This window comes from Methylobacillus sp., assembly GCF_036844465.1.
In the GTDB taxonomy this organism is placed as follows: domain Bacteria; phylum Pseudomonadota; class Gammaproteobacteria; order Burkholderiales; family Methylophilaceae; genus Methylobacillus.
In genome coordinates this window covers 178,913-202,413 of sequence record NZ_DAIUFW010000004.1, presented here as the reverse complement: position 1 = coordinate 202,413, position 23,501 = coordinate 178,913, and the positions used below count along the sequence as shown (strand labels likewise).

The 23,501-nt window shown below is 52.9% G+C and carries 20 protein-coding genes; 11 read left to right on the top strand and 9 right to left on the bottom strand.

The genetic code is table 11. From position 1 onward, the window contains the following. Positions 1-33: 33 nt before the first annotated feature. Positions 34-441 carry a Cd(II)/Pb(II)-responsive transcriptional regulator gene (gene cadR, locus V7Z75_RS07385; RefSeq protein WP_334107980.1) on the bottom strand — a complete coding sequence of 136 codons (408 nt, stop codon included), beginning with the start codon at positions 439-441 and terminating at the stop codon, positions 34-36. Positions 442-536: 95 nt separating this feature from the next. Between cadR and V7Z75_RS07380 the strand changes: the two genes are divergently transcribed. Beyond that, positions 537-1,433 carry a cation transporter gene (locus tag V7Z75_RS07380; protein ID WP_004574643.1) on the top strand — a complete coding sequence of 299 codons (897 nt, stop codon included), beginning with the start codon at positions 537-539 and terminating at the stop codon, positions 1,431-1,433. A gap of 3 nt (positions 1,434-1,436) precedes the next feature. Beyond that, positions 1,437-1,634, top strand: a complete 198-nt coding sequence (locus V7Z75_RS07375; RefSeq protein ID WP_442919896.1) for a hypothetical protein — start codon at positions 1,437-1,439, stop codon at positions 1,632-1,634. A gap of 173 nt (positions 1,635-1,807) precedes the next feature. Here V7Z75_RS07375 and istB read toward each other — a convergent pair whose 3' ends face one another. Together istB and istA are read right to left on the bottom strand one after the other, a co-directional pair. After that, positions 1,808-2,551, bottom strand: a complete 744-nt coding sequence (gene istB / locus V7Z75_RS07370) for an IS21-like element helper ATPase IstB (protein WP_334107979.1) — start codon at positions 2,549-2,551, stop codon at positions 1,808-1,810. Next, positions 2,548-4,104 (bottom strand): IS21 family transposase, encoded by a 1,557-nt coding sequence (gene istA, locus V7Z75_RS07365; protein WP_334107978.1) that lies wholly within the window; start codon positions 4,102-4,104, stop codon positions 2,548-2,550. The genes istB and istA overlap by 4 nt, the downstream gene beginning before the upstream one ends. 595 nt (positions 4,105-4,699) lie before the next feature. Here istA and V7Z75_RS07360 point away from each other — a divergent pair. Together V7Z75_RS07360 and V7Z75_RS07355 are read left to right on the top strand one after the other, a co-directional pair. After that, positions 4,700-5,053, top strand: coding sequence for a hypothetical protein (locus tag V7Z75_RS07360; RefSeq protein WP_334107977.1), 354 nt, complete (start codon positions 4,700-4,702; stop codon positions 5,051-5,053). 106 nt (positions 5,054-5,159) lie between these two features. Continuing rightward, complete coding sequence (locus tag V7Z75_RS07355; RefSeq protein WP_334107976.1) at positions 5,160-5,726, top strand: hypothetical protein; 567 nt, start codon at positions 5,160-5,162, stop codon at positions 5,724-5,726. Between the two features lie 20 nt (positions 5,727-5,746). Here V7Z75_RS07355 and V7Z75_RS07350 read toward each other — a convergent pair whose 3' ends face one another. The 5 genes from V7Z75_RS07350 to V7Z75_RS07330 all read right to left on the bottom strand — a co-directional run bounded on the left by V7Z75_RS07350 (position 5,747) and on the right by V7Z75_RS07330 (position 14,112). Continuing rightward, on the bottom strand, positions 5,747-7,987 hold the full coding sequence (locus V7Z75_RS07350) for a heavy metal translocating P-type ATPase (RefSeq protein WP_442919895.1): 2,241 nt from the start codon (positions 7,985-7,987) through the stop codon (positions 5,747-5,749). Between the two features lie 56 nt (positions 7,988-8,043). Next, positions 8,044-11,166 carry an efflux RND transporter permease subunit gene (locus V7Z75_RS07345; RefSeq protein ID WP_011480769.1) on the bottom strand — a complete coding sequence of 1,041 codons (3,123 nt, stop codon included), beginning with the start codon at positions 11,164-11,166 and terminating at the stop codon, positions 8,044-8,046. Between the two features lie 5 nt (positions 11,167-11,171). Next, positions 11,172-12,404 carry an efflux RND transporter periplasmic adaptor subunit gene (locus V7Z75_RS07340; RefSeq protein ID WP_011480770.1) on the bottom strand — a complete coding sequence of 411 codons (1,233 nt, stop codon included), beginning with the start codon at positions 12,402-12,404 and terminating at the stop codon, positions 11,172-11,174. A gap of 9 nt (positions 12,405-12,413) precedes the next feature. Further along, positions 12,414-13,679 (bottom strand): TolC family protein, encoded by a 1,266-nt coding sequence (locus tag V7Z75_RS07335; RefSeq protein WP_011480771.1) that lies wholly within the window; start codon positions 13,677-13,679, stop codon positions 12,414-12,416. Positions 13,680-13,764: 85 nt separating this feature from the next. Beyond that, positions 13,765-14,112, bottom strand: a complete 348-nt coding sequence (locus V7Z75_RS07330; RefSeq protein WP_334107975.1) for a hypothetical protein — start codon at positions 14,110-14,112, stop codon at positions 13,765-13,767. 228 nt (positions 14,113-14,340) lie between these two features. Between V7Z75_RS07330 and V7Z75_RS07325 the strand changes: the two genes are divergently transcribed. The 6 genes from V7Z75_RS07325 (at position 14,341) to V7Z75_RS07300 (ending at position 21,139) form a co-directional block, all read left to right on the top strand. Further along, on the top strand, positions 14,341-14,673 hold the full coding sequence (locus tag V7Z75_RS07325; RefSeq protein WP_011480772.1) for a YnfA family protein: 333 nt from the start codon (positions 14,341-14,343) through the stop codon (positions 14,671-14,673). Between the two features lie 723 nt (positions 14,674-15,396). After that, positions 15,397-15,759, top strand: a complete 363-nt coding sequence (lspA, locus tag V7Z75_RS07320) for a signal peptidase II (RefSeq protein WP_442919894.1) — start codon at positions 15,397-15,399, stop codon at positions 15,757-15,759. Between the two features lie 20 nt (positions 15,760-15,779). Further along, complete coding sequence (locus V7Z75_RS07315) at positions 15,780-17,069, top strand: ISL3-like element ISPpu12 family transposase (RefSeq protein ID WP_334107974.1); 1,290 nt, start codon at positions 15,780-15,782, stop codon at positions 17,067-17,069. A gap of 90 nt (positions 17,070-17,159) precedes the next feature. After that, positions 17,160-19,853 carry a cation-translocating P-type ATPase gene (locus V7Z75_RS07310; RefSeq protein WP_334107973.1) on the top strand — a complete coding sequence of 898 codons (2,694 nt, stop codon included), beginning with the start codon at positions 17,160-17,162 and terminating at the stop codon, positions 19,851-19,853. 22 nt (positions 19,854-19,875) lie between these two features. Next, on the top strand, positions 19,876-20,742 hold the full coding sequence (locus V7Z75_RS07305; protein WP_334107972.1) for a universal stress protein: 867 nt from the start codon (positions 19,876-19,878) through the stop codon (positions 20,740-20,742). Positions 20,743-20,872: 130 nt separating this feature from the next. Further along, on the top strand, positions 20,873-21,139 hold the full coding sequence (locus tag V7Z75_RS07300; protein ID WP_334107971.1) for a DUF2171 domain-containing protein: 267 nt from the start codon (positions 20,873-20,875) through the stop codon (positions 21,137-21,139). Between the two features lie 15 nt (positions 21,140-21,154). On the opposite strand, the gene V7Z75_RS07295 is transcribed toward V7Z75_RS07300, so the two are convergent. Then, positions 21,155-22,444 (bottom strand): OmpP1/FadL family transporter, encoded by a 1,290-nt coding sequence (locus V7Z75_RS07295; RefSeq protein WP_334107970.1) that lies wholly within the window; start codon positions 22,442-22,444, stop codon positions 21,155-21,157. 166 nt (positions 22,445-22,610) lie between these two features. Between V7Z75_RS07295 and V7Z75_RS07290 the strand changes: the two genes are divergently transcribed. Then, positions 22,611-23,501 carry a crotonase/enoyl-CoA hydratase family protein gene (locus tag V7Z75_RS07290; RefSeq protein ID WP_334107969.1) on the top strand — a complete coding sequence of 297 codons (891 nt, stop codon included), beginning with the start codon at positions 22,611-22,613 and terminating at the stop codon, positions 23,499-23,501.

Genomic DNA, 23,501 nt, shown 5'->3' with positions numbered 1-23,501 from the left:
GATCCCATCGGATTATCTGGTTGATGCTTCAACCTACTGCTTATGCGCACTTCCCTTGCCGATTCCAGCAAGAACCCCACAAGCCTCAACTTCCCGGCCATCGCTACAACCCGCTCTCAGCGAAACGAGTTGTTTCTCAAGCGCTTGCAGAGCGGTTATCTGCGACCGCACATGAGAGATGTGATCATCGAGCAAGGCGTTGACGGCGGTACAAGGCTGATGAGGGTCGTCCTGATAGCTCTGTAGTTCGTGAATCTCAGCCAGTGACAGGCCCAGGATTCTGCAGCGACGGATGAAGGCCAGCCCCTCACCATGCTTCTCGGTATAGACACGGTAACCGTTGTCCTGCCGATCAGGCGGCGGCAACAAGCCCTGCTGTTCATAGAAGCGGATCGTCTGTGTTTCGACCCCTACCAACTGCGCCAACTGACCAATGCGCATCAGCCTCCTCCCCAACGGATTCTTTACTCTATTGACCTTATAGTAGCTTTATAGTTTTAAATGGTACCACAACATTGTTCAAGTGGAGTCGTATCATGAGCAAATCCTGTGGTGGCGCCTGTGGCGGTGATGCAACGTCCGCAGCGGATACCGATATACAGGCCTCCTCCGAGGCGCCAGGGAGATGGGTCAGTGTTTATGCCGTGCCGAAGATGGACTGTCCATCAGAAGAACGAATGATTCGCCTAGCCCTGAACGGCTTTGAGGAGATTCGGGCGCTGTCCTTCGACTTGTCGAACCGCCGGCTGAAGGTCGTGCATGACGGCGAGGTCGAGCCCGTCACCTCGAAACTGAAGACCTTGGGGCTAGGCGCCTCGCTTCAGGAAACCGTCGCTGCAAATCCGGAGACCATCAAGGCCGCCGAGTTTTCGGCAGCTTCTGCTAAGCAAGAATCCGGGACCCTGCGCTGGTTGCTCGGCATCAATGCACTTCTGTTCGTGGTGGAAATGACTGCCGGTCTGATCGCCCAGTCCACCGGCCTGATTGGAGAATCCCTGGACAATTTTGCCGATGCGGCGGTGTACGGGCTCGCCCTTTATGCGGTTGGACATAGCGTGAAAATGCAGGTACGTGCCGCGCATCTTGCTGGTGTACTGCAACTGATCTTGGCTGTGGGCGTGCTCGTAGAGGTGGTGAGACGCTTTGTATTCGGTAGTGAGCCTGAATCGCTGGTGATGATGGCTATCGCATTCGTCGCATTGATTGCCAATACCAGTTGTCTGCTGCTCATATCCAAACATCGGGAAGGCGGGGCGCACATGAAGGCAAGCTGGATATTCTCGGCCAACGACGTGGTGATCAACCTGGGGGTCATCACCGCCGGCGCCCTGGTCGCGTGGACCGGTTCCAATTATCCGGATCTGATTATCGGCACCATCGCGGGGGGCATTGTACTTAACGGTGCCAGACGCATTTTGGCGTTGAAGGGTTAAATAATGCTCATTATTGGCAAAAAGCTCTCGCCGTATGCCCTATTGTCCATATCGGGCCTGCTGGCAGCGTCTGATCAGGCTGTAAAGTGGCTGGTGCAGCAATCAATGGCCTATGGCGAGTATGTTTCGGTGACCCCGTTCTTTAACTGGGTGCACCTATGGAACACCGGTCGCGAAATTGCATCCCCACTGCTCACCTAATTTCATTCCATACTTCTCAGTAATTGCATAAGGTAATGCGCATCGATTTCATCTTTACTATTCACCAATTGCATGTGGCTGCTCAGCAATTGCATCATAGTGCTCAGCAGCACCCGAGTAATCAGTGAATTTTTAAGTGACGCCAAGACACACCGCCCTAGCGTCTTACCCCATCAGTCCTTTGCTCTACTCTTTCGCATAGAGTCTCCATTCAAATGAATATGGTGCGCAGAATGTACAATGCGATCCAGTATCGCATCGGCAACCGTAGGATCCCCCAGTAATGAATACCAGTTATCAGTCGGATATTGGCTGGTAATAACCAGAGGGCCTGTGCGCAACCGGTCACGTTCATCGACAATTGAAAATAGTGTTCTGGCTACCAGAGCGTCAAATGGCATTAACCCTAAGTCATCAATGACAAGGATAGCAGCCTTGACCAATCTCCCTTTCAGTTGCGGCAATGAGCCAGTTGCCTCTGCAATGATAATTTCTTCAGCAATTTGACTGGAAGAGCGGTAGATTGCCGATAAACCCAGACGGCACCCCTGAACAGCTAATGCGCATGCGACCCAACTCTTACCGGTACCTGTGGCACCGGTAAAGATAATGTGCCTGCATTGACGTACCCAGTCGCAAATGGTCAGCACTGCAAACAGTCCCTTCTCCAACCCACGGGATTCGCGGAAATCTACATCCTCGAGACAAGCAGAGGGGTACCGCAACTTGGCAACCTTCAACAGCCGATTCAACCGCCGACTTTCGCGAGAGGACACTTCACTGTCAACGAGGATACCTATCTGCTCCTCAAATGACAGGCTACGGAACGCCGGCTGCCCAAGGTTGGCTTGCAACGCATCTGCCATACCCAGTAGCTTCAGTTCTTTCAATTTCGATAGAGTTTGTTGTGTCATCATTCCTTTTCTCCGATACTTTGTTTGTAGTAATCACCACCACGTAAATTGGCGTGGCTAGCTTGTGCTTCAGTTTTTGAGGGTTTCTCCGGGCGTTGATCCACCTTGCTACGGAAAATAGACAGGATGCTGGAGTGGGTAACAGAGTTGATCCGGATGGCGTACTCGCATACTGCCTCCAGCCTCTCCACACCGTATTGACGGCCTAACTTCTGGATTGCACATGCGGTGCGTATTCCATTCGCCAGATGGCGACTTTCCAGCAGATGCTGTTGGAATACCTTTTCGGTTGCCGTGCCAACACTTTTTGACCATTGCAGCAATTGATCCGGACCACCTTCAAGATAGGCAATATGGTTTGGTGACCTATGTTGCGGATGGGTGGTATAAACGCCAGGGAGATTGGATAATACATGTGACGCCACCCGCATCCCGTTATGAATGATCTCTATGGTTTTCGAGCTGGCACGGATATCTACAAAGCTATGAGCAAGTGCATACGGCACTGAGTAGTAATGTCCATCATGGAGTACGTGGTAGTTATCACCGACCCGCACCTTGAGCCGCCAGGCGGCATATTCATAGGCAGTATCAGGTAGCGGCTTTAACGCAGACTTGTCCAGCATTTCGTAACGCTGCTGACGCGAAGCTTTGTATGCTTTCATTTCCCGATGGTTGAGTATTTCCAATAGCCTCAGGATTTCGGCATTGGCTTCTTCCAGTGAGAAGAATTGCCGATGACGAAGTGCCGCCAGAATCCAGCGCTGGACGATCTGCACCGATACTTCTACTGAGCCCTTATCATCCGGTTTGCGCGAGCGTGCCGGCAGTATTGCGGTACCGTAATGCTCGGCAAACTCGGCATAGGTAGGATTGATCAGTGGTCCGCTGCGGGTGATTTTGGTCACGGCGGACTTGAGGTTGTCCGGGGTGATGATGCGCGGTACCCCGCCGAAATATTCCAGCATCTTGACGTTGCAGAGTATCCAGTCTGGGATGGTTTGGGACCAAACTGCCATAGAGAAAGAGTAGCTTGAGGCACCCAACGTAGCCACGAATACCTGGGCACGTCGTACCTCATGGTTATCGGGGTTATAAATCGGTAAAGTGCGTCCGGCAAAATCGACAAATATGGACTCACCGGGATAATGGATTTTGCGCATACTGACGCGCTGCTTTTTCAGCCATTTACGATAGATGCGTGTTGCCTGTGGGTAGGAAACGCCATCACGATGGTCTGTATGCCATTCTTCCCACAACAAACGTAACGTCACATCCTTGTCGCGCTCCATTTCCATATGCCATAGCAGGCAATCTGGATAAGGTCGATTTGACTGTATTGGTTTTGGTTTGTTGATAAAGGCGGCCAGAAAGTCATCGTCGTCTAGTGTTTTAAGCTCATCCCAGGACATTCCCAACATCGGCAGTTGAGATGCGATCTTGTTGACAGAGCCGGATGCAACCTCAAGCATGTTAGCGATCTGGCGGTTCGATAAATTGCTGTTTACGCATAATAGGCGCACGATTTCACGGCGCTTGAAAATGGGTATTGCCATGACTACTCCTCACAGCTGCCAGCATGGATGCGATCAGCTGCATGATTAAAGAGTGTGGTTGGTGTTCGGATAAACTGAGGCCTCGGCCTTGACAGCCGATTTAGTAGCGTAGACAATAAAGTCATCAAGGGTGCAATTCTTGAGGTTTTGCCGAAAGGCTTGGGTCCACATAACCCAAGCCTTTTGCGCTTCTGGGCCTGACTAAAGCTTGCTGCTATGGTCCCATCATGATTTCCTTCTCATCATTATTGATTTGCAATGTTTTTATCTTGATCATTACTGCCACTGTTAGCGTGGCTTGCAAGCCCGGCGCGTTCCGATAGCCATTTCTCCACTTCGGTGGATAGGAATAAGCGGCACCTTCCCACACGAAATGAGGGAGGCATTGGCAAGCCCAGGCTCAACCGGTTGCGGCCGGTGTTTTCGTTTATCTTCAGAATCCTGCAAACGTCATTCAAAGTCATGGTTTCCACAATGGCTTCTCCATAAAAAACCCGAAACATCACGATGGGACATACTAGGAAATTTTGATAAGGTGTCGCTAGTCTCTGTTTTGGACACTTGATTCCAAATGCCTCTATATCTTGATTCGTCTGTGATCGAAGCTAGTTTCAGTGAGCCGGTGGCGGAAGCCCTGTTGGCAATCAAAGCTGCCATGGACGGCAAGCCCGCAACGCCAAGCTTAGCTGCACGCCTCATTAAGGATCATCTATTGCCGCTCATTGCGCTTGAGCATCGTGATATGTTCACCCCCGGCAAAGCCCCCAGTTGGGATGACATTGCACATGCCTACCCGACATTGGTTTTCCGTAGCGAAGGACAGAAGGGAATACTGACCGAGGTAGCAAGCGCGATTAATGCAATCTGGACGTATACGAAATCGCCGCCCCGTGATGTTGTGATATCAGACTTGATTGAAGTCAGTCACTTCTTTCACCTGTGCTCTTAAGATTCCGGTGAAGCACTTGCGTTACCAGCATGGCACATCTTTTGACCTGTTCCGATTCTGCAAATACTGCTGGCGCCGACCGGTGCCTGGGCGATCTATCTGTCCCGTGCATACATTGGGCAGCAATCATGTCAGTGGTATCGGGCCTCATTCGGAAACAAACCATCATAGTGATCTGGGGTTTCTGGAATATAAGGAAGGTAAGCGCCAACGAGAACGTTTCGATGCAGCCGTAAACGATATCCTGACGCGGGAGGTCATGGAATTTCATGATAGCAATTTCACTGCACAGATTTTGTTGCTAGCGGCAGGAATCAAGGACTGGCTAGCATTGCGCAGACCGCATCTGCGAGCCGCGCTTGCGCTTGAATGGGCATCGGCAACAGATGAGACCGTGATTGATATTTTAATAAAAGCCCTGCATAACCCGGGCAGAATGGCATTCTCGGTACAGCAAGCTTATGATCAGGCAAATGCCATGTTCAGCAATAACCCCATCCTGATTTGGCCGATGCTGCTGCGTGCAGAGGCTTGGTTGGTCGCCAGGCAGGAGCGACATGACAATTGGGGTGGGCAGAGAATGAAGGCGGGAAGGAAGAAAACCATACCAGCTATTGATGTGTCAAATTTCTGTAGCTACATAAAGAATTCACACATTTTGAGTTGGTGGTGACTTACAGTGGAGATTCAGGGTCAGTTCTGGCTGCTGCTGCGTAGCAGACGAAGTCCATTAAATACCACGATCAGACTTGTGCCCATGTCGGCAAATACGGCCATCCATAGTGTGGCTGCTCCTATTACAGCAAGCACCAGAAACACAACCTTGATACTCAAGGCAATGAAAATGTTCTGTTTCAGAATAGCGGCGGTTTTCATGCTCAGTCGAATAAACTGTGGAATCTTGCGTAAATCGTCATCCATTAATGCCACATCTGCTGTTTCCAGTGCTGTATCGGTGCCGGCAGCACCCATGGCAAAACCGATACTGGATTTGGCTAATGCAGGCGCATCGTTGATACCGTCGCCTACCATACCTACCGTTTCATAACTTGCCAGCTCAGCATTAATGACAGCCAGCTTATCTTCGGGCAGTAAATTGCCTCGCGCGTCGTCTATACCCACTGATTTGGCGATCACATTTGCCGTCAGGTCATTGTCACCAGTCAGCATCAGGGTACGTATAGCCAGTGCGTGCAACTCTATAATGGCCTGGCGGCTGGTTTCGCGAATTGTATCCGCCACACCAATCACCGCAAGCGGGGCTGTTTCGCTGCAAATGACGACAGCGGTTTTGCCTTCGCTTTCCAGTCTGCTCAATACACTCTCCGTCGTAGCATTGCATATGCCCAGCTCTTCGACTAGACGGTGGTTACCCAGGTAAAACCATTGATCTGCAATTCGGCCTTTTACACCGCGGCCGGTGATGGCTTCGAAGTCGCTGACTTCGTCCAGTACAACCGCGTCTGCTTGTGCTTTCCAGTAGACACTGACGGCGGTTGAAACCGGATGGTCGGAGCGTTCTGCCAATGCGGCTGCCAATTTCAGGCTGTCTTTCTGCTCGCCGCTCAATGCCACTAGGTCAGTGACCACCGGTTTTCCTTGGGTGATGGTGCCGGTTTTATCCAGAGCCAACGATTTCAGCTTGCGTCCTTCTTCAAGATAGACGCCGCCCTTAATCAGAATACCCACTTTAGCCGCCGCTGCCAGTCCGCTCACAATCGTCACCGGCGTTGAAATCACTAATGCACAAGGGCAAGCAATGACTAATAGTATTAGCGCCTTATATACCCATGGCAGCCAAGGCAGTGAGAATGCGAGCGGTGGTACGATGGCGATACTTAGTGCAAGGATAAATACAATAGGCGTATATATCTTGGAAAAATCGTCCACAAAGCGTTGCGTGGGGGCTCGGCCACCTTGCGCGTCTTCAACCGCACGGATGATGCGTGACAAAGTAGAGTCAGTTTGTGCAGCAGTGATGCGATACTCAAAAGAACCGGTTTCATTGATGGTGCCTGCAAACACCTTGTCACCGATCGCTTTAGAAACCGGCATGCTTTCTCCAGTGATCGGTGCCTGATTGACGGCAGATTGTCCTTTGGTCAATTCACCATCCAACGCTATCCGCTCGCCTGGTCCCACGCGCGCTATTGATCCGACCATTATCGTTGCCGCCTCCATTTCTTTCCATGTACCGTCTTCCTGTAATACATGGGCTTTGTCAGGGGTCATTTCCAGCAAACCGCGTATGGCATTGCGTGCACGGTCTAGGGATAGCGCTTCTATCATCTCGGCCAATGTAAAAAGCACCATCACCATGGCGGCTTCCGGCCATTGCCCGATAATCACCGCACCGGTAACAGCAATCGCCATCAGTGCATTGATGTTCAGATTGCGGTTTTTGAGCGCGATCCAGCCTTTAATATAGGTGCCGGTGCCACTGCTTGCAATTGCACACAGGGAGAGGGCAATTACTGGCCAGGATTTGTCCGTGCCAGTGCTCCAGGCAATAACTTCAGCAAGTATTGCGGCTACGCCGCCGAGGCCTAATAACCACCATCTTTTGTGCGAGTTTGGCGCTGGCATTTCTGCGGATGCGCTTGACCCCAAGGTCCTGGCTATCGGCACCGCATGCATGCTGATGGCTATCAGTGCCTGCTGGATTAGCTCTGGCTGATCTAGCGTATGTGTAACGGTGAGTTTGCGCTGCATTAGATTGAAATCCAGTTTTTCAATCCCATCCATGGGTAACAGTTTGCTGCGAATCAAGGCCTCTTCGGTCGGACAATCCATGTTGTCAATAGTGAAGATGCTTTGCGAACTGCTGCCATGCGGAGTCTCTATCGCTGGCCCCATGTCAGGTTTAGCCACTGTGGGCTGTGAATTTGACGGATTAGCGTGATTGCAACATTGGTGTTCCTGGTCCGACGTCATGATGTTTTCCTTGATAAGCGCTTATTTCAGAGCTACCTGCCTTAGCAGGTAGACGATCAACTCTTGGATCGATAAATCATTTGATAAAGCACTGGCAACACCAGCAAGGTCAGTAGTGTGGACGATAAGATGCCACCAATCACTACAGTTGCCAGTGGCCGTTGCACCTCGGCACCAGTACCTGTCGCAATCGCCATAGGAATAAAGCCTAGTGAAGCGACCAAGGCTGTCATCAGAATAGGCCGCAACCTGGTGAGCGCACCTTCTTCTATCGCTTCCATCAACGGCTTACCTTCGTCTCTCAAAGCGCGAATGAAGCTGATCATTACCAAACCATTGAGTACCGCTACGCCCGACAAGGCAATGAAACCGACTCCCGCCGAGATTGAGAGCGGGATACCACGTAACCATAAAGCGATTAATCCGCCAGTCAGAGCAAACGGGATTCCTGTAAACACGATAAGTCCGTCTTTCATATTGCCGAACACGGCATAGAGCAGCATGAAGACCAGCAACAACGAGATCGGAATGACGATCTTGAGTCGCTCTGTGGCCGATTGTAGTTGTTCAAATGTGCCACCCCAGCTCAACCAGTAACCAGTTGGTACTTTGACCTGTCCATCGATGCGCTGCTGGGCTTCGGCTACAAATGAACCAATGTCGCGATCACGTACATTCGCTGTGACGACCACCCGCCTTTTGCCATTCTCACGGCTGAACTGGTTGGGCCCGGGCGCTATATCAAGCTCGGCTACTTCGCCCAACTGCAGATAGACAGGATTGCCTGTGGTTGTCGATGGCAGGCGGATAGGCAAGCGCTTGAGCGCTTCCACATCGGTACGCATGGTTTCAGGCAACCTGACGACCAGTTCAAAGCGGCGATCACCCTGAAACACCATGCCCGCCTCCTGCCCATTGGTAGCGGTTGCCACAGCTTGTTGCACATCGGCAACATTGACCCCCAGCCTTGCAATCTTGTCGCGGTCGATTCTGACGGTCATGATGGGCAAGCCCGAGGTCTGCTCGATCTTGATATCCTGCCCACCTGGTATGCGGTTCAATACCTCAGCGATCTTGCCAGCCGTCTGGTTCATGACGTTCATGTCGTCTCCAAAGACCTTGATACCGACATCGCTACGCACCCCGGAAATCAACTCATTGAAGCGCATCTGAATAGGCTGCGTGACTTCAAAGTTATGTCCTGGCACTTCCTGCACGGCATGCTCGATACGCGCAATGAGCTCGTTACGGCTTAATGCAGGATTCGGCCATTCCGCTTTGGGCTTGAGCATGATGTAGGTATCGCCCATATTCGGCGGCATGGGGTCGCTGGCAATCTCAGCCGTCCCCAGTTTGGAGAAGACGCGCTCAACTTCCTTAAATTGCATGATCGTATGCTCGATCTCGCGCTGCATTTTAAGGGATTGCGTGAGGCTGGTTCCCGGGATGCGTATTGGTTGAATGAGCATATCTCCCTCGTTGAGGCTGGGGATGAATTCACTGCCCATGCGTGTGGCCATCAATCCGCTAAGCAGCACGGTGACAAGCGCTGCCGTGAGCACAATCGCCTTGTTGGCCATCGTCCAGTTGAATACAGGGTGATAAAGACGCTTGGCCCATGCAATAAGACGATTCTCTTTTTCTGAGACGTGACCCGTAATGAAAAGCGCGATGGCTGCCGGGATAAAAGTCACTGATAGCAACATGGCACCGATCAAGGCCGTCACCACGGTAAAGGCCATGGGATGGAACATCTTGCCTTCTGTTCCGGTCAGGGCAAAGATGGGCAAGTAAACCACCATAATGATGAGCTGCCCGAAGATCAGCGGTCTGCGCGCTTCGCTGGCTGCCTGAAACACTGCCGTGAAACGCTCCTCCTGCGTCAGCAGCCGTCCACTAGTCTGCTGTGCGTGGGCCAGCCGGCGCATGCAGTTTTCCACGATAACGACAGCACCATCGATGATGATGCCGAAATCGAGTGCTCCCAAGCTCATCAGGTTGGCACTAACTTTGTTGCTTACCATGCCGGTAAAGGTGAACAGCATGGATAGCGGGATAATCAGCATGGTAATGATGGCGGCCCGCATATTGCCGAGAAACACAAATAGCACAGCAATAACCAGCAAAGCGCCTTCGACCAGGTTCTTCTTTACCGTGTTGATAGCCTTGTCGATCAGATGGGTGCGGTCGTAGACGGTTTTGGTCAAGATTCCGGGTGGTAATGTCTTGTTGATCTCGGACAGGCGCTTATCCACAGCCGCTGAGACTTCACGACTGTTTTCCCCAATCAGCATGAATACGGTGCCGATCACGACCTCCTCACCATTTTCCATAGCAGCACCGGTACGCAGCTCATTGCCGAAACCAACCTCCGCCACATCCTTGATTCGTACTGGTATGCCGCTTTTACTGGCGACCACGATGTTGCCGATATCGTTGAAACTGCTGACCTGGCCCGGTACACGGATCAGGTATTGTTCGCCTGACCTCTCGATATAACCGGCACCAATATTGGCATTATTGCGTTCCAGCGCCTCCACGAGGTCGGTCAAAGCCAGGCCTTGCGCAACCAGGCGATCAGGAAACGGGGAAACCTGATACTGCTTGGTATAACCCCCGATGGTGTTGATCTCGTTCACGCCAGGTACATTCCTGAGCTGGGGTTTTACGATCCAGTCCTGAATCTCGCGCAGATCCATGGGAGTGTAAGGCGTGCCATCAGCTTTGAGTGCGCCTTCCCTTGCTTCCACTGTCCACATGTATATTTCGCCCAGGCCGGTCGATGTCGGCCCCATGGCGGGGATTATCCCTGTTGGCAATTTCTCCCTGGCCTGACCAATACGCTCATTGACCAGCTGCCGTGCAAAATAGATATCAGTGCGTTCCTTGAATACCACCGTGACTTGCGAGAGGCCATAGCGCGAGATCGAACGTGTCGATTCAAGCCCGGGCAATCCAGCCATTGCTGTTTCTATGGGATAGGTGATACGTTGTTCGACCTCTAGTGGCGAGTAGCCAGGTGCCACTGTATTGATCTGTACCTGAACGTTGGTGATATCGGGTACGGCATCGATAGGCAACTTCTGGTAGCTATAGAGGCCAATAGCCGCGATCGCCAGCGCTAGTATCATCATGAGCCAGCGCTGGGTGATGGATAAACGGATCAATTTATCGAACATGATGGCTACTCCTCATGCTCAGCGTGAGCCTTGCCAAGCTCGGCTTTGACCAGATAGCTGTTTTCGGACGCATAAGTATCACCGGCCGATATACCTTCGACCACCTCGGCATAACGCTCATCCTTGTGCCCCAGTTTGACTGGCTGGGTCTGGAAGTACTCTCCTTCACGACGAAATATCACCGTTTCACCATCCAGCTCTTGCAGTGCTTCCGTCGAGACCGCTACCGCCACTTCGATTTCCTGCGCTTTCAGGTCAATATTCACAGGTAGCCCTGGCAACCAGGTGCGGTCAGGATTTTGCAGCACAACACGCGCCATGGCCGTTCTGGATTCCTGGCCAACAAGGGCGCCGACATAGGTCACTGTGCCTTGGGCCTCTGCTTCAAAGGCTGTAGACTTGACCACAACCTGCTGGCCAACCTTGACGGTATTGATATCCTTGGCGTAAATGCGCATCTCGGCCCAGACAGTAGATAGGTCGGAAATCAGAAATAGATTCTCGGTGCCGACGAGTACCTGACCAGTGGCGACCTGTTTTTCGGTAATGATGCCATCGATAGGCGAGCGTATCTCGTAACGAGTCAGGTTGCTGCTGCCAGTACTTGCTCCTATCGCCTGTAGCTTCTGTCTCGCCTGTTGCACAGCGATTTCAGCTTCCTGCTGAACTTGCCTTGCTTGCTGGTAATCCTGCTCTGCGGATATCTTCTCTTCCCACAGCTTCTTCTCTCTGGCATAAGTCAGTTGCGCCAGTGCTAGGCGCTTCTCTGCAGCCAATAATTCACTGCGCTGATCAGCTATCGACTGGCTGGAAATGACGGCGAGCAATTGGCCTTTCCTGACCTTCTCGCCAGCATTCGCCGAAACCGTTTCGACTATTCCCGGTAATCTGGGAACGACCTGCACGTTGCGATCAGAATTAACGCGGATTTCGCCGATCAATCGCAAGCTGGTTCGTATACGCGCAGGTTCCGCCTTCAGGAGTTCGATTCCATTGAGCTTGACCTGCCTGTCGCTCATGGTCACGCGACCTTTGACCTCAGCCCCCTCATTACCATGCTCATGCTGGGCAACGGTTTTATCGGCAGCGGCTTCAGCCTTGGCTTCATCAAACTCCTGCCGCTGGGGCTGTCCATTACGCAGAATCAGCACGGCGAGCAGCACACCGACAAGCACAATATTTAGGATGATCGGTAGCTGCTTCAGCGGTAATTTTTTTTTGAGATTATCGAGTGACATGTAAGCCTCCTAAGGCTGTTTGTCCGGGTGCGGCATTGCATCACCCAGAATGCGTTCAATTTCTGCGGATGCCTGATGCGCTTCCACAAGTGCGTTGAGATATTGGTTCCTGGCCTGGAATAGTGTGCGTTGTGCGTCCAGCACTTCGAGATAGCTGAACTTGCCATAGGCGAACCCCTTGCTGGCAGCCTCGAAAGCACTCTGGGCACCTGGCAAAATTTCGCTCTTCAACGTCTGCTTCGCATCAATTGCGGCGCGCAAGCGTTCATAGCTCTCAGCCAGTTGAGCCTCAAGCTGAACCTGCAGAGCAGTCAACTCGTCACGGGCCTTATCGGTGCGGCTCAGCGCCTCTTGCAGATTGCCCTGGTTACGGTCAAATACCGGAATCGGTACCGTGAGCCCGAGCAGCGCTTGGTTGGCACCCAGTTCCTCATTGCGTTGCGCACCTACGCTGACGGTAATGTCTGGCGTCCTGCGCGTGGATTCGATGGTGGCCAACGCTTGGCGCGTCTCGATTTCCAGCTTGGCCTGCTTGATGGCTGGGGCCTGTTCTAGTTTCGATGATAGGTATTCGTATGCTACCAATGGCGAGATGCTCTCAATATCACCATCAGCTTCAGTAAATCGTGGAAGGGCATTACCCCATAAAGCAGCCAGTCGCTTGCGGGCAGCATTCAATTCGGAAACTGCCTGATTGGCCTCGATCTTGGCAGCGGATTCAGCTACGCGCGACCTGGTTTCCTCTACAGGCGAAATCTTGCCAGCCTGAACTCGCTTGGCTGCAGCATCACGTGCCTGACTGGCAATCCCCAGCGAGGCTTGAGCCAGTTTCAGCCGCTCCTGAGCTGCCAGCAAGTTATAGAACGCATTCAAGACGTTGGCACGAATCTCGGCCTGCTTGGCCTCTATCGCAGCAGAGGCTGCGTTATAACGTGCCTCTGCTGCACCCAAGCGTGCCGCGCGCTTGTTACCTAGCTCGAATGGTTGGTTAAGCATCACAGCCGTTTTTTGTGCGGAGTTTCGAGTAGTTTCGACCGATGTCGATATGGATGGGTTGGGGCGCAATCCAGCTTGCACACGCATGCCCTCGACGGCTTCACGCTCCCGCATTGCAACTGCGATTTCAGGATTAGCTTGCAGAGCCAGTTTGAGTGCATCCTGCAATCGTAATGCCGCAGCAGGCTCATTTTGGCCAGGCGCAGAATAACTGGTATCGGCTGCGAAAGCCGGAAGTGCTATCAGGATCAAACTGATCCATAGGAATAAATGACGCATTGAATTCTCCAAAAAGATGGGCGGAATTCAGCGAGCGTGAACAGCTAGGGTATTTAAAGTGTTAACAGGCTGGCGTCTCGCTGAACTAGGCAGCGATGAGCCAATTGGGGCGTTCCGGCTGGAGCGGGATCACTTGAGGAAAGGACTGTAGTATCTCGATGATATGCGGTGGCGCGTTAGCCGAAGGCGTAATAGTCGGTACCGGCAACATTGATTTCATGGCACCCAAGTGACAGTAGGGGCAATCACTATCCACACTTGGCATGGGTTTGCTATCGACTTTGAGGATGGTCTGATCAAATGCGGCTGGATCGCCATCCTTATGCTGATGCGTATGATGGCCAAAATGTTGGCCGGTTAGCCCAAGCTCATGACGGCAATATTGCGCTGCTGCAGCCCATGTGGACTCCATCAGGAATATAAGGATTATCAATCTGAGTATCAACCGAACCATAAGCATAGTCTATGCTTATTTAGGTAAACCAACAAGATTATGAAAGGCTTGGTTGGGAAAACGACAAAGGCCACAATTTTTCACGGCATTTACCGACTATAAAGACCGGGGGCGGGACGAAAACTTGTGACCTAGCGAAATTGTACGCTTCTCGAGCGTGCACCAAAAGAAATATCCTATACAATGACTTTCAAGCAAGGAAAAAAGATGTTTGAACTTAAGACTGTCGCACTATTTGTGATCACTGCTCTGGCGGAAATCATTGGCTGTTATCTGCCTTATTTGTGGCTAAATCAAAACAAAAGCCCACTTCTCCTGATTCCAGCAGCAATCTCATTGGCATTATTTGCATGGTTATTGACGCTTCACCCGTCTGCAGCAGGCAGGGTTTATGCAGCTTATGGTGGTGTGTATATATTTGTAGCTATCTTCTGGTTATGGGTAGTGGATGACATTATACCAAGCAACTGGGATTTCTTGGGAGCCTCGGTAGCATTACTTGGCATGGCAATTATCATGTTCGCGCCAAGAAGCACTTAACTAAACAATTCTATCGATTCAGCAATACTCACATAGACCAGTTCACTATGGGTTGACGGCAAAATCTATTTCAAATTTTGCTGTTCAATTTCTTGAATCTGACTTTGAACCATATTGATAAGCTCATTCAAATCTCTATTTTTTTCTAAATTGGTATAGGTCAGAAACAACAGCGTTAAAGGGTGAACCACTGTGGAGGTATGCTCAAACAGCATCTATGCCCCATGGTTTTATGTTGAATACGAAATTGATTATGGTGATTGGAAGCCTAAATCGATATTGCTATTAAACACTCTGGATCACTTAGACGAAATATCTTCTAGATCGGATATTAAAATCACACAGGCACACGTAGTAACGCCTGTGTATCTCAATAATTCAAACGACTGGAAAATGGATCGACTGAGTCAGGTACTCAAGGCTACAAGAAAAATAAAAGGTAACGAGATACCAGTTACCATCTATATATTGAGCGATGGCAGAAAATTAACTGACAGCCAAATCACTGAGAAATCGAAGTTAAAAAATCAAGGAATCGTTTTTACCCACTAGTCCCGCATGCACTCAAGAACCTAGAGTTCAACTACAGGTAAATATAGAGTTTTAGGCGTGAGCTGTATGCGCATTTCGCAATGACCACCATCACTATGCAATATAAAACATAACTGAGCAATCAGGGGGATCAAGGTGAGCATTTCTCTTGGAAATTAAGTGCCTAATTCAATGAAATTGGTCGCCGGTGCCGCATTCAGTCTTTTTGCGAATGGTGGAGGCTGGCAGCGCTACTTTTTTATCGGAATCGCGGTAGTGGTCTCGATTTTTCTGATCAAGCTGATCCTTGAAAATCGTCATAAAGGAGAAGCCATCGCTTACAGTCTTATCCTCGGTGGCGCCATGGGCAACCTGATTGACCGGGTCTTTCGCGGCTATGTTGTGGATTCCTTTGATTTCTATTGGCGAGACTGGCATTGGCCGGCCTTCAACCTGGCTGATATTGCAATTGTCCTCGGTGCCTTACTTTTCGTTTCCAGCAGCTTGTTGGGTAAAAAAGCAAACACCAATGCCGAGCCGGATGGATCTGACTGACACTACGCCTATACAACACCATGACCGAACTTCCCGACAACATCCTTCACCTGCCGCAATACCAAGTACTGGGCTGCAAATCCACCGACGACGAAATGCACTTCCAGGTGGACGTGCCCGATCCCATCGCCTGCGAGGAATGCGGCGTGCAGGGTGAGTTCGTACGGTTCGGCAAGCGTGACGTTCCCTATCGTGATCTGCCCATCCACGGCAAGCGGGTCACTCTCTGGGTGGTCCGCCGCCGATACACCTGCCGGGCCTGCAAGACAACATTCAGGCCCCAGCTACCGGAGATGGTGGACGGATTCCGTATGACACTGCGGCTGCATGAGTACGTGGAGAAGGAATCCTTCAACCACCCCTACACCTTTGTGGCGGCACAGACCGGCCTGGACGAGAAGACGGTGCGCGACATCTTCAACGCCCGTGCCGAGTTCCTGGGGCGTTGGCACCGCTTCGAGACGCCCCGCATTCTGGGCATCGACGAGCTGTACCTGAACAAGCGCTACCGCTGCATCCTGACCAACATCGAGGAGCGAACCCTGCTTGACCTGCTGGCCACCCGCCGTCAGGACGTGGTGACCAACTACCTGATGAAGCTGAAAGACCGGCAGAAGGTCGAGATCGTCAGCATGGACATGTGGAACCCCTACCGGGCAGCGGTCAAGGCTGTGCTGCCCCAGGCCCGTATCGTGGTCGATAAGTTCCATGTGGTGCGCATGGCCAACGATGCCCTAGAGAGAGTGCGCAAGGGCCTCAGAAAGGAGCTGAAACCGTCCCAGAGCCGGACTCTCAAGGGAGACCGGAAAATCCTGCTGAAACGCGCTCACGAAGTCTCAGACCGGGAACGCTTCATCATGGAGACCTGGACAGGCGCATTCCCGCAACTGCTGGCCGCCTACGAGCACAAGGAACGCTTTTACGGCATCTGGGACGCCACCACACGACCCCAGGCAGAAACCGCCCTGGACAACTGGATAGCCACCATTCCGAAGGGCCAGAAGGAAGTCTGGAGCGATCTGGTCAGGGCTGTGGGCAACTGGCGCGAAGAGATCATGACCTACTTCGAGACGGACATGCCCGTCACCAATGCTTACACGGAGTCCATCAACCGACTGGCCAAGGACAAGAACCGTGAAGGGCGAGGTTACTCCTTCGAGGTGATGCGGGCACGAATGCTCTACACTACGAAGCACAAGAAGAAGGCTCCGACTGCGAAGGTCTCTCCGTTCTACAAGAAAACCATCGGTTACGGACTGCCGGACTTCGCAGTGGAACTCAACTACGGTGTCGATCTATCAACCATCTGAGGGTGGTATCAGGTTGGTGGGGTGAAGGTGCCCCATCAACCATTAAATCCCTATACCCTTAAAATAAAAGATATTGATCACCGAAAGCTCATGCCCATGCTGCCATCCAGCGAGACAGCTCTGAACAAAACCAGCCCGCTCTGGCATGCGCTTGCTATAGGTGAAACGCTTGAATGCGTGCAATCCACCCCTGCGGGGCTCAGCAGTGAGGAAGCCGCGCGTCGTTTGCAGCAACACGGGCGCAACGAATTGCCCGCGCCGCGCCGCCAGCATCCGGTCATGCGCTTTCTGTCGCAGTTCAACAATGCCTTGATCTATTTCATGCTCTCCGGGGCAGTGATCGCCTTTTTCCTCGACCACAGGATTGACTCTGCGGTGATTTTTGCCGTGGTGCTGATCAATGCGATCGTCGGTTATATCCAGGAAGGCAAGGCGGAGCAGGCGCTGGACGCTATCCGCAATATGATGACGACGCAGGTCACGGTGTTGCGCGATGGACACAGGCGGCACCTGGACATGGGAGAGCTGGTGCCGGGCGATGTGGTGGTGCTGGAAGCCGGTGACAGCGTCCCGGCGGATGCGCGCGTGCTCAAGGCCAGACAGCTTGCCAGCGAGGAAGCCATCCTCACCGGGGAATCCCTGCCCAGCCAGAAGCAGGAGCAGGCAGTGGCCGCGGATGCTAGCCTGGGCGACCGGTATTCCATGCTGTATTCCGGCACCATCGTCGCGACTGGCCAAGCGCGCGCAGTGGTGGTGGAAACCGGCAGCGGCACCGAGATAGGCCGGATCAGCAGCCTGATTTCGCGGGTGGAAACCCTGGAAACACCGCTGCTGCAGCAAATCAACCATTTCGGCCGTCGCTTCACCTGGTTCGCCATCGGCTTGGCCTTGTCGCTGCTGATATTCGCCCGGCTTGTGCAGAACTATGACTGGATAGATGGCTTCATGATCGTGGTGGCCATCTCGGTCGGATTGGTGCCGGAAGGACTGCCTGCGGTAATCACCATCACGCTCGCCATCGGCGTGCAGCGCATGGCCAGGCAACATGCCATTATCCGCCGTCTGCCCGCTGTGGAAACGCTGGGCGCAACTTCCGTCATCTGCTCTGACAAGACAGGGACGCTGACTTGCAATGAAATGACGGTTAAACGGCTGGTCGCGGGCCGGGAGCTTTATCTGGTGGAAGGCAGCGGCTACGCGCCCGAAGGCGGCATTATTCCGCAAGATGGCGCGCCGCAGGACGGCTGGGAGGCATTGGTGCGAGCTGGCCTGCTTTGTAATGACGCCAAGCTCAAGCAGCAAGCGGAACAATGGCAAGTGCTGGGCGACCCGATGGAAGGCGCGCTGGTGGCGTTGGCGATGAAGGCGGGCAAGGATGTGCAGCAGGAACGTCAGCGCTGGCAACGGCTGGATGAGGTGCCGTTCGACAGCAAGCACAAATTCATGGCGACGTTGCATTACCATCAGGAGCAGGGCTACTGGATTTTCATCAAGGGCGCGCCGGAAAGTGTGCTGGCTCGCTGCCATGATGTAAACCACGACGATTGGGCGCAATGCATCAGCGAAGCGGCACAGCATGGCGAGCGTGTTCTCGGGTTTGCCGCCAAGCGCTGTGAAGAGTCCCAGCAACACTTGGCATTTCAGGATGTGGAGAGCGGCTTTGAGTTCCTCGGCATCATGGGCTTTATTGACCCGCCGCGCCCGGAAGTGCCGGAGGCGATTGCGCGCTGCCGCTCTGCCGGGGTCAAGGTCAAAATGATCACTGGCGACCATGCGGCGACGGCCAAGGCCATTGCGCAGCAGTTGCGCTTGGCCGATGAGCCGGGCGTCATGACCGGCGCGGAACTGGACAAGGTCTCTGATGACGAATTGGGTGCTGTGCTGGCAAGAACCGGCGTATTCGCGCGCACGACACCGGAACACAAGCTGCGCATCGTCAAGGCATTGCAGCAACAGGGCGAGGTAGTCGCCATGACTGGTGACGGTGTCAACGATGCGCCTTCGCTGAAGCAGGCTGACGTTGGCATTGCCATGGGCAGGAAGGGTACGGAAGCAGCCAAGCAGTCGGCGAAAATGGTGCTCGCGGATGACAATTTCGCCACCATTGTCTCCGCCGTGCATGCCGGACGCACCGTGTATGACAATGTGCGTAAGGTGATTGCCTGGACCTTGCCTACCAATGGCGGCGAGGCGTTGGCGGTGGTGGTGGCGCTGATGCTGGGCATGACGCTGCCGATGACGCCCGCGCAGATTCTCTGGATCAACATGGTGCTGACTGTGACGCTGGGGCTGGTGCTGGCATTTGAACCCGCAGAGCCCGATGTCATGCAGCGTCCGCCACGCTCGCGTAATGCTGCCCTGCTTTCTCCCTTCCTGCTCTGGCGTGTGGGTTTTGTTTCCGTACTATTCACGATAGGCGTATTCATTATTTTTGCCTATGCCATGCAACGTGGGTTGGGAGAAACGGCAGCGCGCACTCTGGTAGTGAATACCCTGGTGGTGCTGGAAATTTTCTACCTCTTCAATGTGCGCTATCTCAATTCTCGTTCTTTTACCTGGCGCGGTGTGCTTGGCACGCCCATTCTGCTGGTCGCGCTCGCCGCGGTGATCGTGGCACAACTGGCGTTCACGTATGCGCCGCCTTTGCATGCCCTGTTTTCCAGCACGCCAATTGACTGGATGGATGGTCTCGTGGTCATATTGATCGGCATTGTGTTCATGCTGGTGCTGGAGTGCGAGAAAATGCTGATACGGAAATACATCAAGATCAAAGTGCTGGCGTAATAACAGGAAAGGAAACCCGGTGGTGACAGAGTTCAAGACCAAACAACCGAGCCGGCTGGTGCTGGCGACTGACCTTGGCGCGCGTTGTGACCGGGCATTGGATAGGTCAGTGCAGCTTGCCCGCCAATGGCATGCTGATTTGACTGTTGCACATGCGTTTGAGCAACCCATTGTGCCGATCGCCGAAGAGCCATCCTGGCGGCAGCCCCAGAATGCGGTGCTGGCTATCCAGTCTGAGTTGGAGGAAGTGCTGGGCGAGACAGGCATGGCTGGTATCAGCGCACGTGTGGTGCGGGGTAAGCCGAGCGCCGCGATATTGCAGCTGGCGGAGGATGTGCAGGCCGAGTTGATCCTCACTGGCGTCAAGCGCGATGGTGCATTCGAAAAAGCATTGCTGGGCGATACGGTGACCGAATTGGCGCGGCAATCCCGCGTGCCGGTGCTGGTGGTGAAAAAGCGCGCGCGCAAACCCTATGGCAAGATTGTCGTGACAACGGATCTTTCAGAGTCGTCACGTGTGGCGCTGGCCCGCGCGATGGACATGTTCGGCCCCGAGAACCTAGTGTTGTTCCATGCTGCCTTTGCCCACTTTGCCAGCCGCATGGATGACAGGGTCGCCTATGAAAGCGAATTGCGCGGTGACGTCATCCAGAATTGTCGCGACTTTATCCTGGATGTCGTGGGCCAGGAAGCGGCGGACAGGATAGAAGTAGTCGTGGAGTATGGCGAACCGGATTTGCTGCTGGAGCAATATGTGCAGGATAAGCGCGTGGACCTGGTCGTGGTGGCAACCCGTGGCCGCAGCGGGCTATTGGGCCTGCTGCTGGGCAGCGTGGCTACGCGCATCCTGGACAGCGTAGCCTGTGATGTATTGATCGTGCGGAGTTGAGAGATATAACGATACGATACTGTGCAAGAGACTTTTAGAAAATTCTGACAAGATTGTCAGCAACAGTCTGATACTGCTGCTTCAAGATGCCGGTTAGGCTGGAGACTCATTATTGACAAAGAGCACTATCATGAGTCTCTCCCACGGAATTCTACCCGGCATGCCAGTTATTTGTTCTGAAGGCATGCAATTTGCCACTGTTGACCATATGGAAGGCAGCAATCAGATCAAGCTCAAGAAGGACGAGAACGGCCAGCATCACTTCATTCCTGTGAGCTGGGTTGCGGCCACGGACAATGCCGAAATCAAGTTGGATCGGCCTCACGAAGAAGCCATGCAGCAATGGTTCACCAAGCCTCTGCCTGATCAACCTCATGCTGATGAGCAGCGAGGCTGAACAAGGCAAGGATGATCAGAACGAATACACCCATTGGGCGCTGAGGAGATTGACCTTGGAATTAAATTCCCCCTCAATGTTGTGACGCAGCGCTCCTTCGCTGGAGTGATTGGTTGCCGAGTCCCTTAGGCGCAGATAGGCATAGCCAATATCCACGGTGTTGGATGGGTCGACTTTCCAGCTTGCGCCCACGGCGAACCAGATGCGGTCGGCATCGGGGATGCGTGGCGTGCGGCGGCTGGCATCTGGGATAGGCGTCTGGTCGTAGGCAACGCCCGCGCGCAAGGTAAGCCTGTCGCTATACCGGTAATTGCCGCCCAACGATACCCGGTAAGTGTCATCCCATTTCGTGGTTGTCACATTGTCGTCCAGAGCGCTATTAAATTTGACGCGCAGTTCCTTGAAACGGCTCCAGTTGGTCCAGGTGACATCGGCAAGCAGTTCGAATTTGTCAGTTAGGGATTGAGCAAGACTCAAGGACACGGTTTCTGGCAGTGATACACTCGCGCTGGCATCAGAATTGGGCAGACGAGTTGCCAAGGCAGGAGAAGCATGTTTGAAACGCGCTTCACCGTCCAAAGAATGCTTGATATGTGAGCGATAATTTACGCCCAGGGTGGTGCCTTCCCATGGCTTATAGATTGCGCCCAGGTTGAAACCCCAGCTTAGGTCGTCTCCTGACACTTTGCTGTGACTGTCTTTTGTAACGGCGCCCGAAGTGATAGCAGAAGCATCTATAGCATTGGTGAGTTCCGCCTTGATGTACTGCAGGCTGATACCGCCGCCGATAGACCATTGTTCCGAAGGTTTGAACGAAAAGGCTGGATTGATATTGACGGTAATCAGTTCTGACTTGAGTGCCTGATAACGTCCTTTCCATCCATTGTTGTACTCCGAAGTCAACCCATAGGGCACGGTGATGCCCAGGCCGAACTTGATATCCGGGCTCACGTCCGTTGCAAAGTAAAAGTTAGGCACGAGTTCCAGCGAACCAGCATCGCCCCCATTATTGCCAGGGACCGAAATGCCAGTACCGGCATAAGTAGCGTTGGAATCCTTGAGCTTGGCGCTGGGCAGGATGGCACTGCCTCCGAGTACTATCTGTTTCCCCGCAGGCAGCCACGAAAGGCTGGCAGGGTTGAAAAATTGCGCGCTGGCATCATCTGCGCGCGCCGCCATGCCTGCATAAGCATTTCCGAGGCCGGAGGCGCTTTGTTCAATCAGGGCAAACCCTGCCGCTTGCGATGACAGGGCGACTCCGCTGCCGATCCCTGCAATCACTAAAAAGCCTAGCTGTTTCATCATTTGTTTGTTTTCCGGGGGTGGTATCTTGATTAAGCCTGAATATTAACGGCAAATCCTGGCGATTGTTGAATTTTCAATAATCAATCAGACATTTACCTTGCCACACAATTGTGTTACGTGTGTACCTGTAGTGCTTTTTTATTCTTAACTTAATGGGGAATCCATCATGAATGCCATCGTCGATTTCAATCCTTTAAATTCCGTTCAATTTGAGCAAGTGCGCACGCGCTATGACGCCGAGTTTGGTATCAGCTGGCTGTTCATGCAGCCTAGCCCGCGTCCATGCTTTAACCGGATATGTATGCGCGAATTGCTGCTGAACCAGACGCAGATCGAGGCAGCACATCTTGACCCTCAACACCGTCCGCACCTGGCAACCAATTACCTGGTGCTGGCATCTGATGTTGAAGGTGTGTTCAATCTGGGTGGAGACCTGGCCACTTTCAAGGAAGCCATCGAAAAACGCGAGCGCAGCAAGCTGCTCGACTATGCCTATCTGTGCATAGAAAACCTGTGGACTTTCTATAATATGCAGGCACCAATCACTACGATTGCGCTGGTGCAAGGACAGGCAATGGGGGGTGGCTTCGAGGCTGCCTTGTCCGCACATGTGCTGGTGGCCGAGAAAGGCTCGCTCATGGGCTTGCCTGAAGTGCTGTTCAACCTGTTCCCCGGCATGGGGGCGATGAGTTTCCTTGCCCGCCGCATTGGCTTGCCCGCTGCGGAAAAAATGATCCGCTCAGGCAAGGTATATACCGCCGAGGAGTTGTATGACATGGGCGTGGTGGACGTGCTGGCTGAAGCTGGTGAAGGTGAAAAAGCCTTGCAGGATTGGGTGCGCAAGACTCATAAGTCGCTGAACTCCTTCCAGGCTATCCAGAAAGCCAAGCATCGCGTCAACCCGCTGACCAAGCAGGAATTGCTGGACATTACGGAAATCTGGGTGGATGCTGCATTGCGCCTGACCGAGCGTAACCTTAAGGTGATGGAACGTCTGGTGCGCGCCCAGAATGTCAAGGTGAACGAGCAGGAGGAGGCAATCAGGGCGGCAGGATGA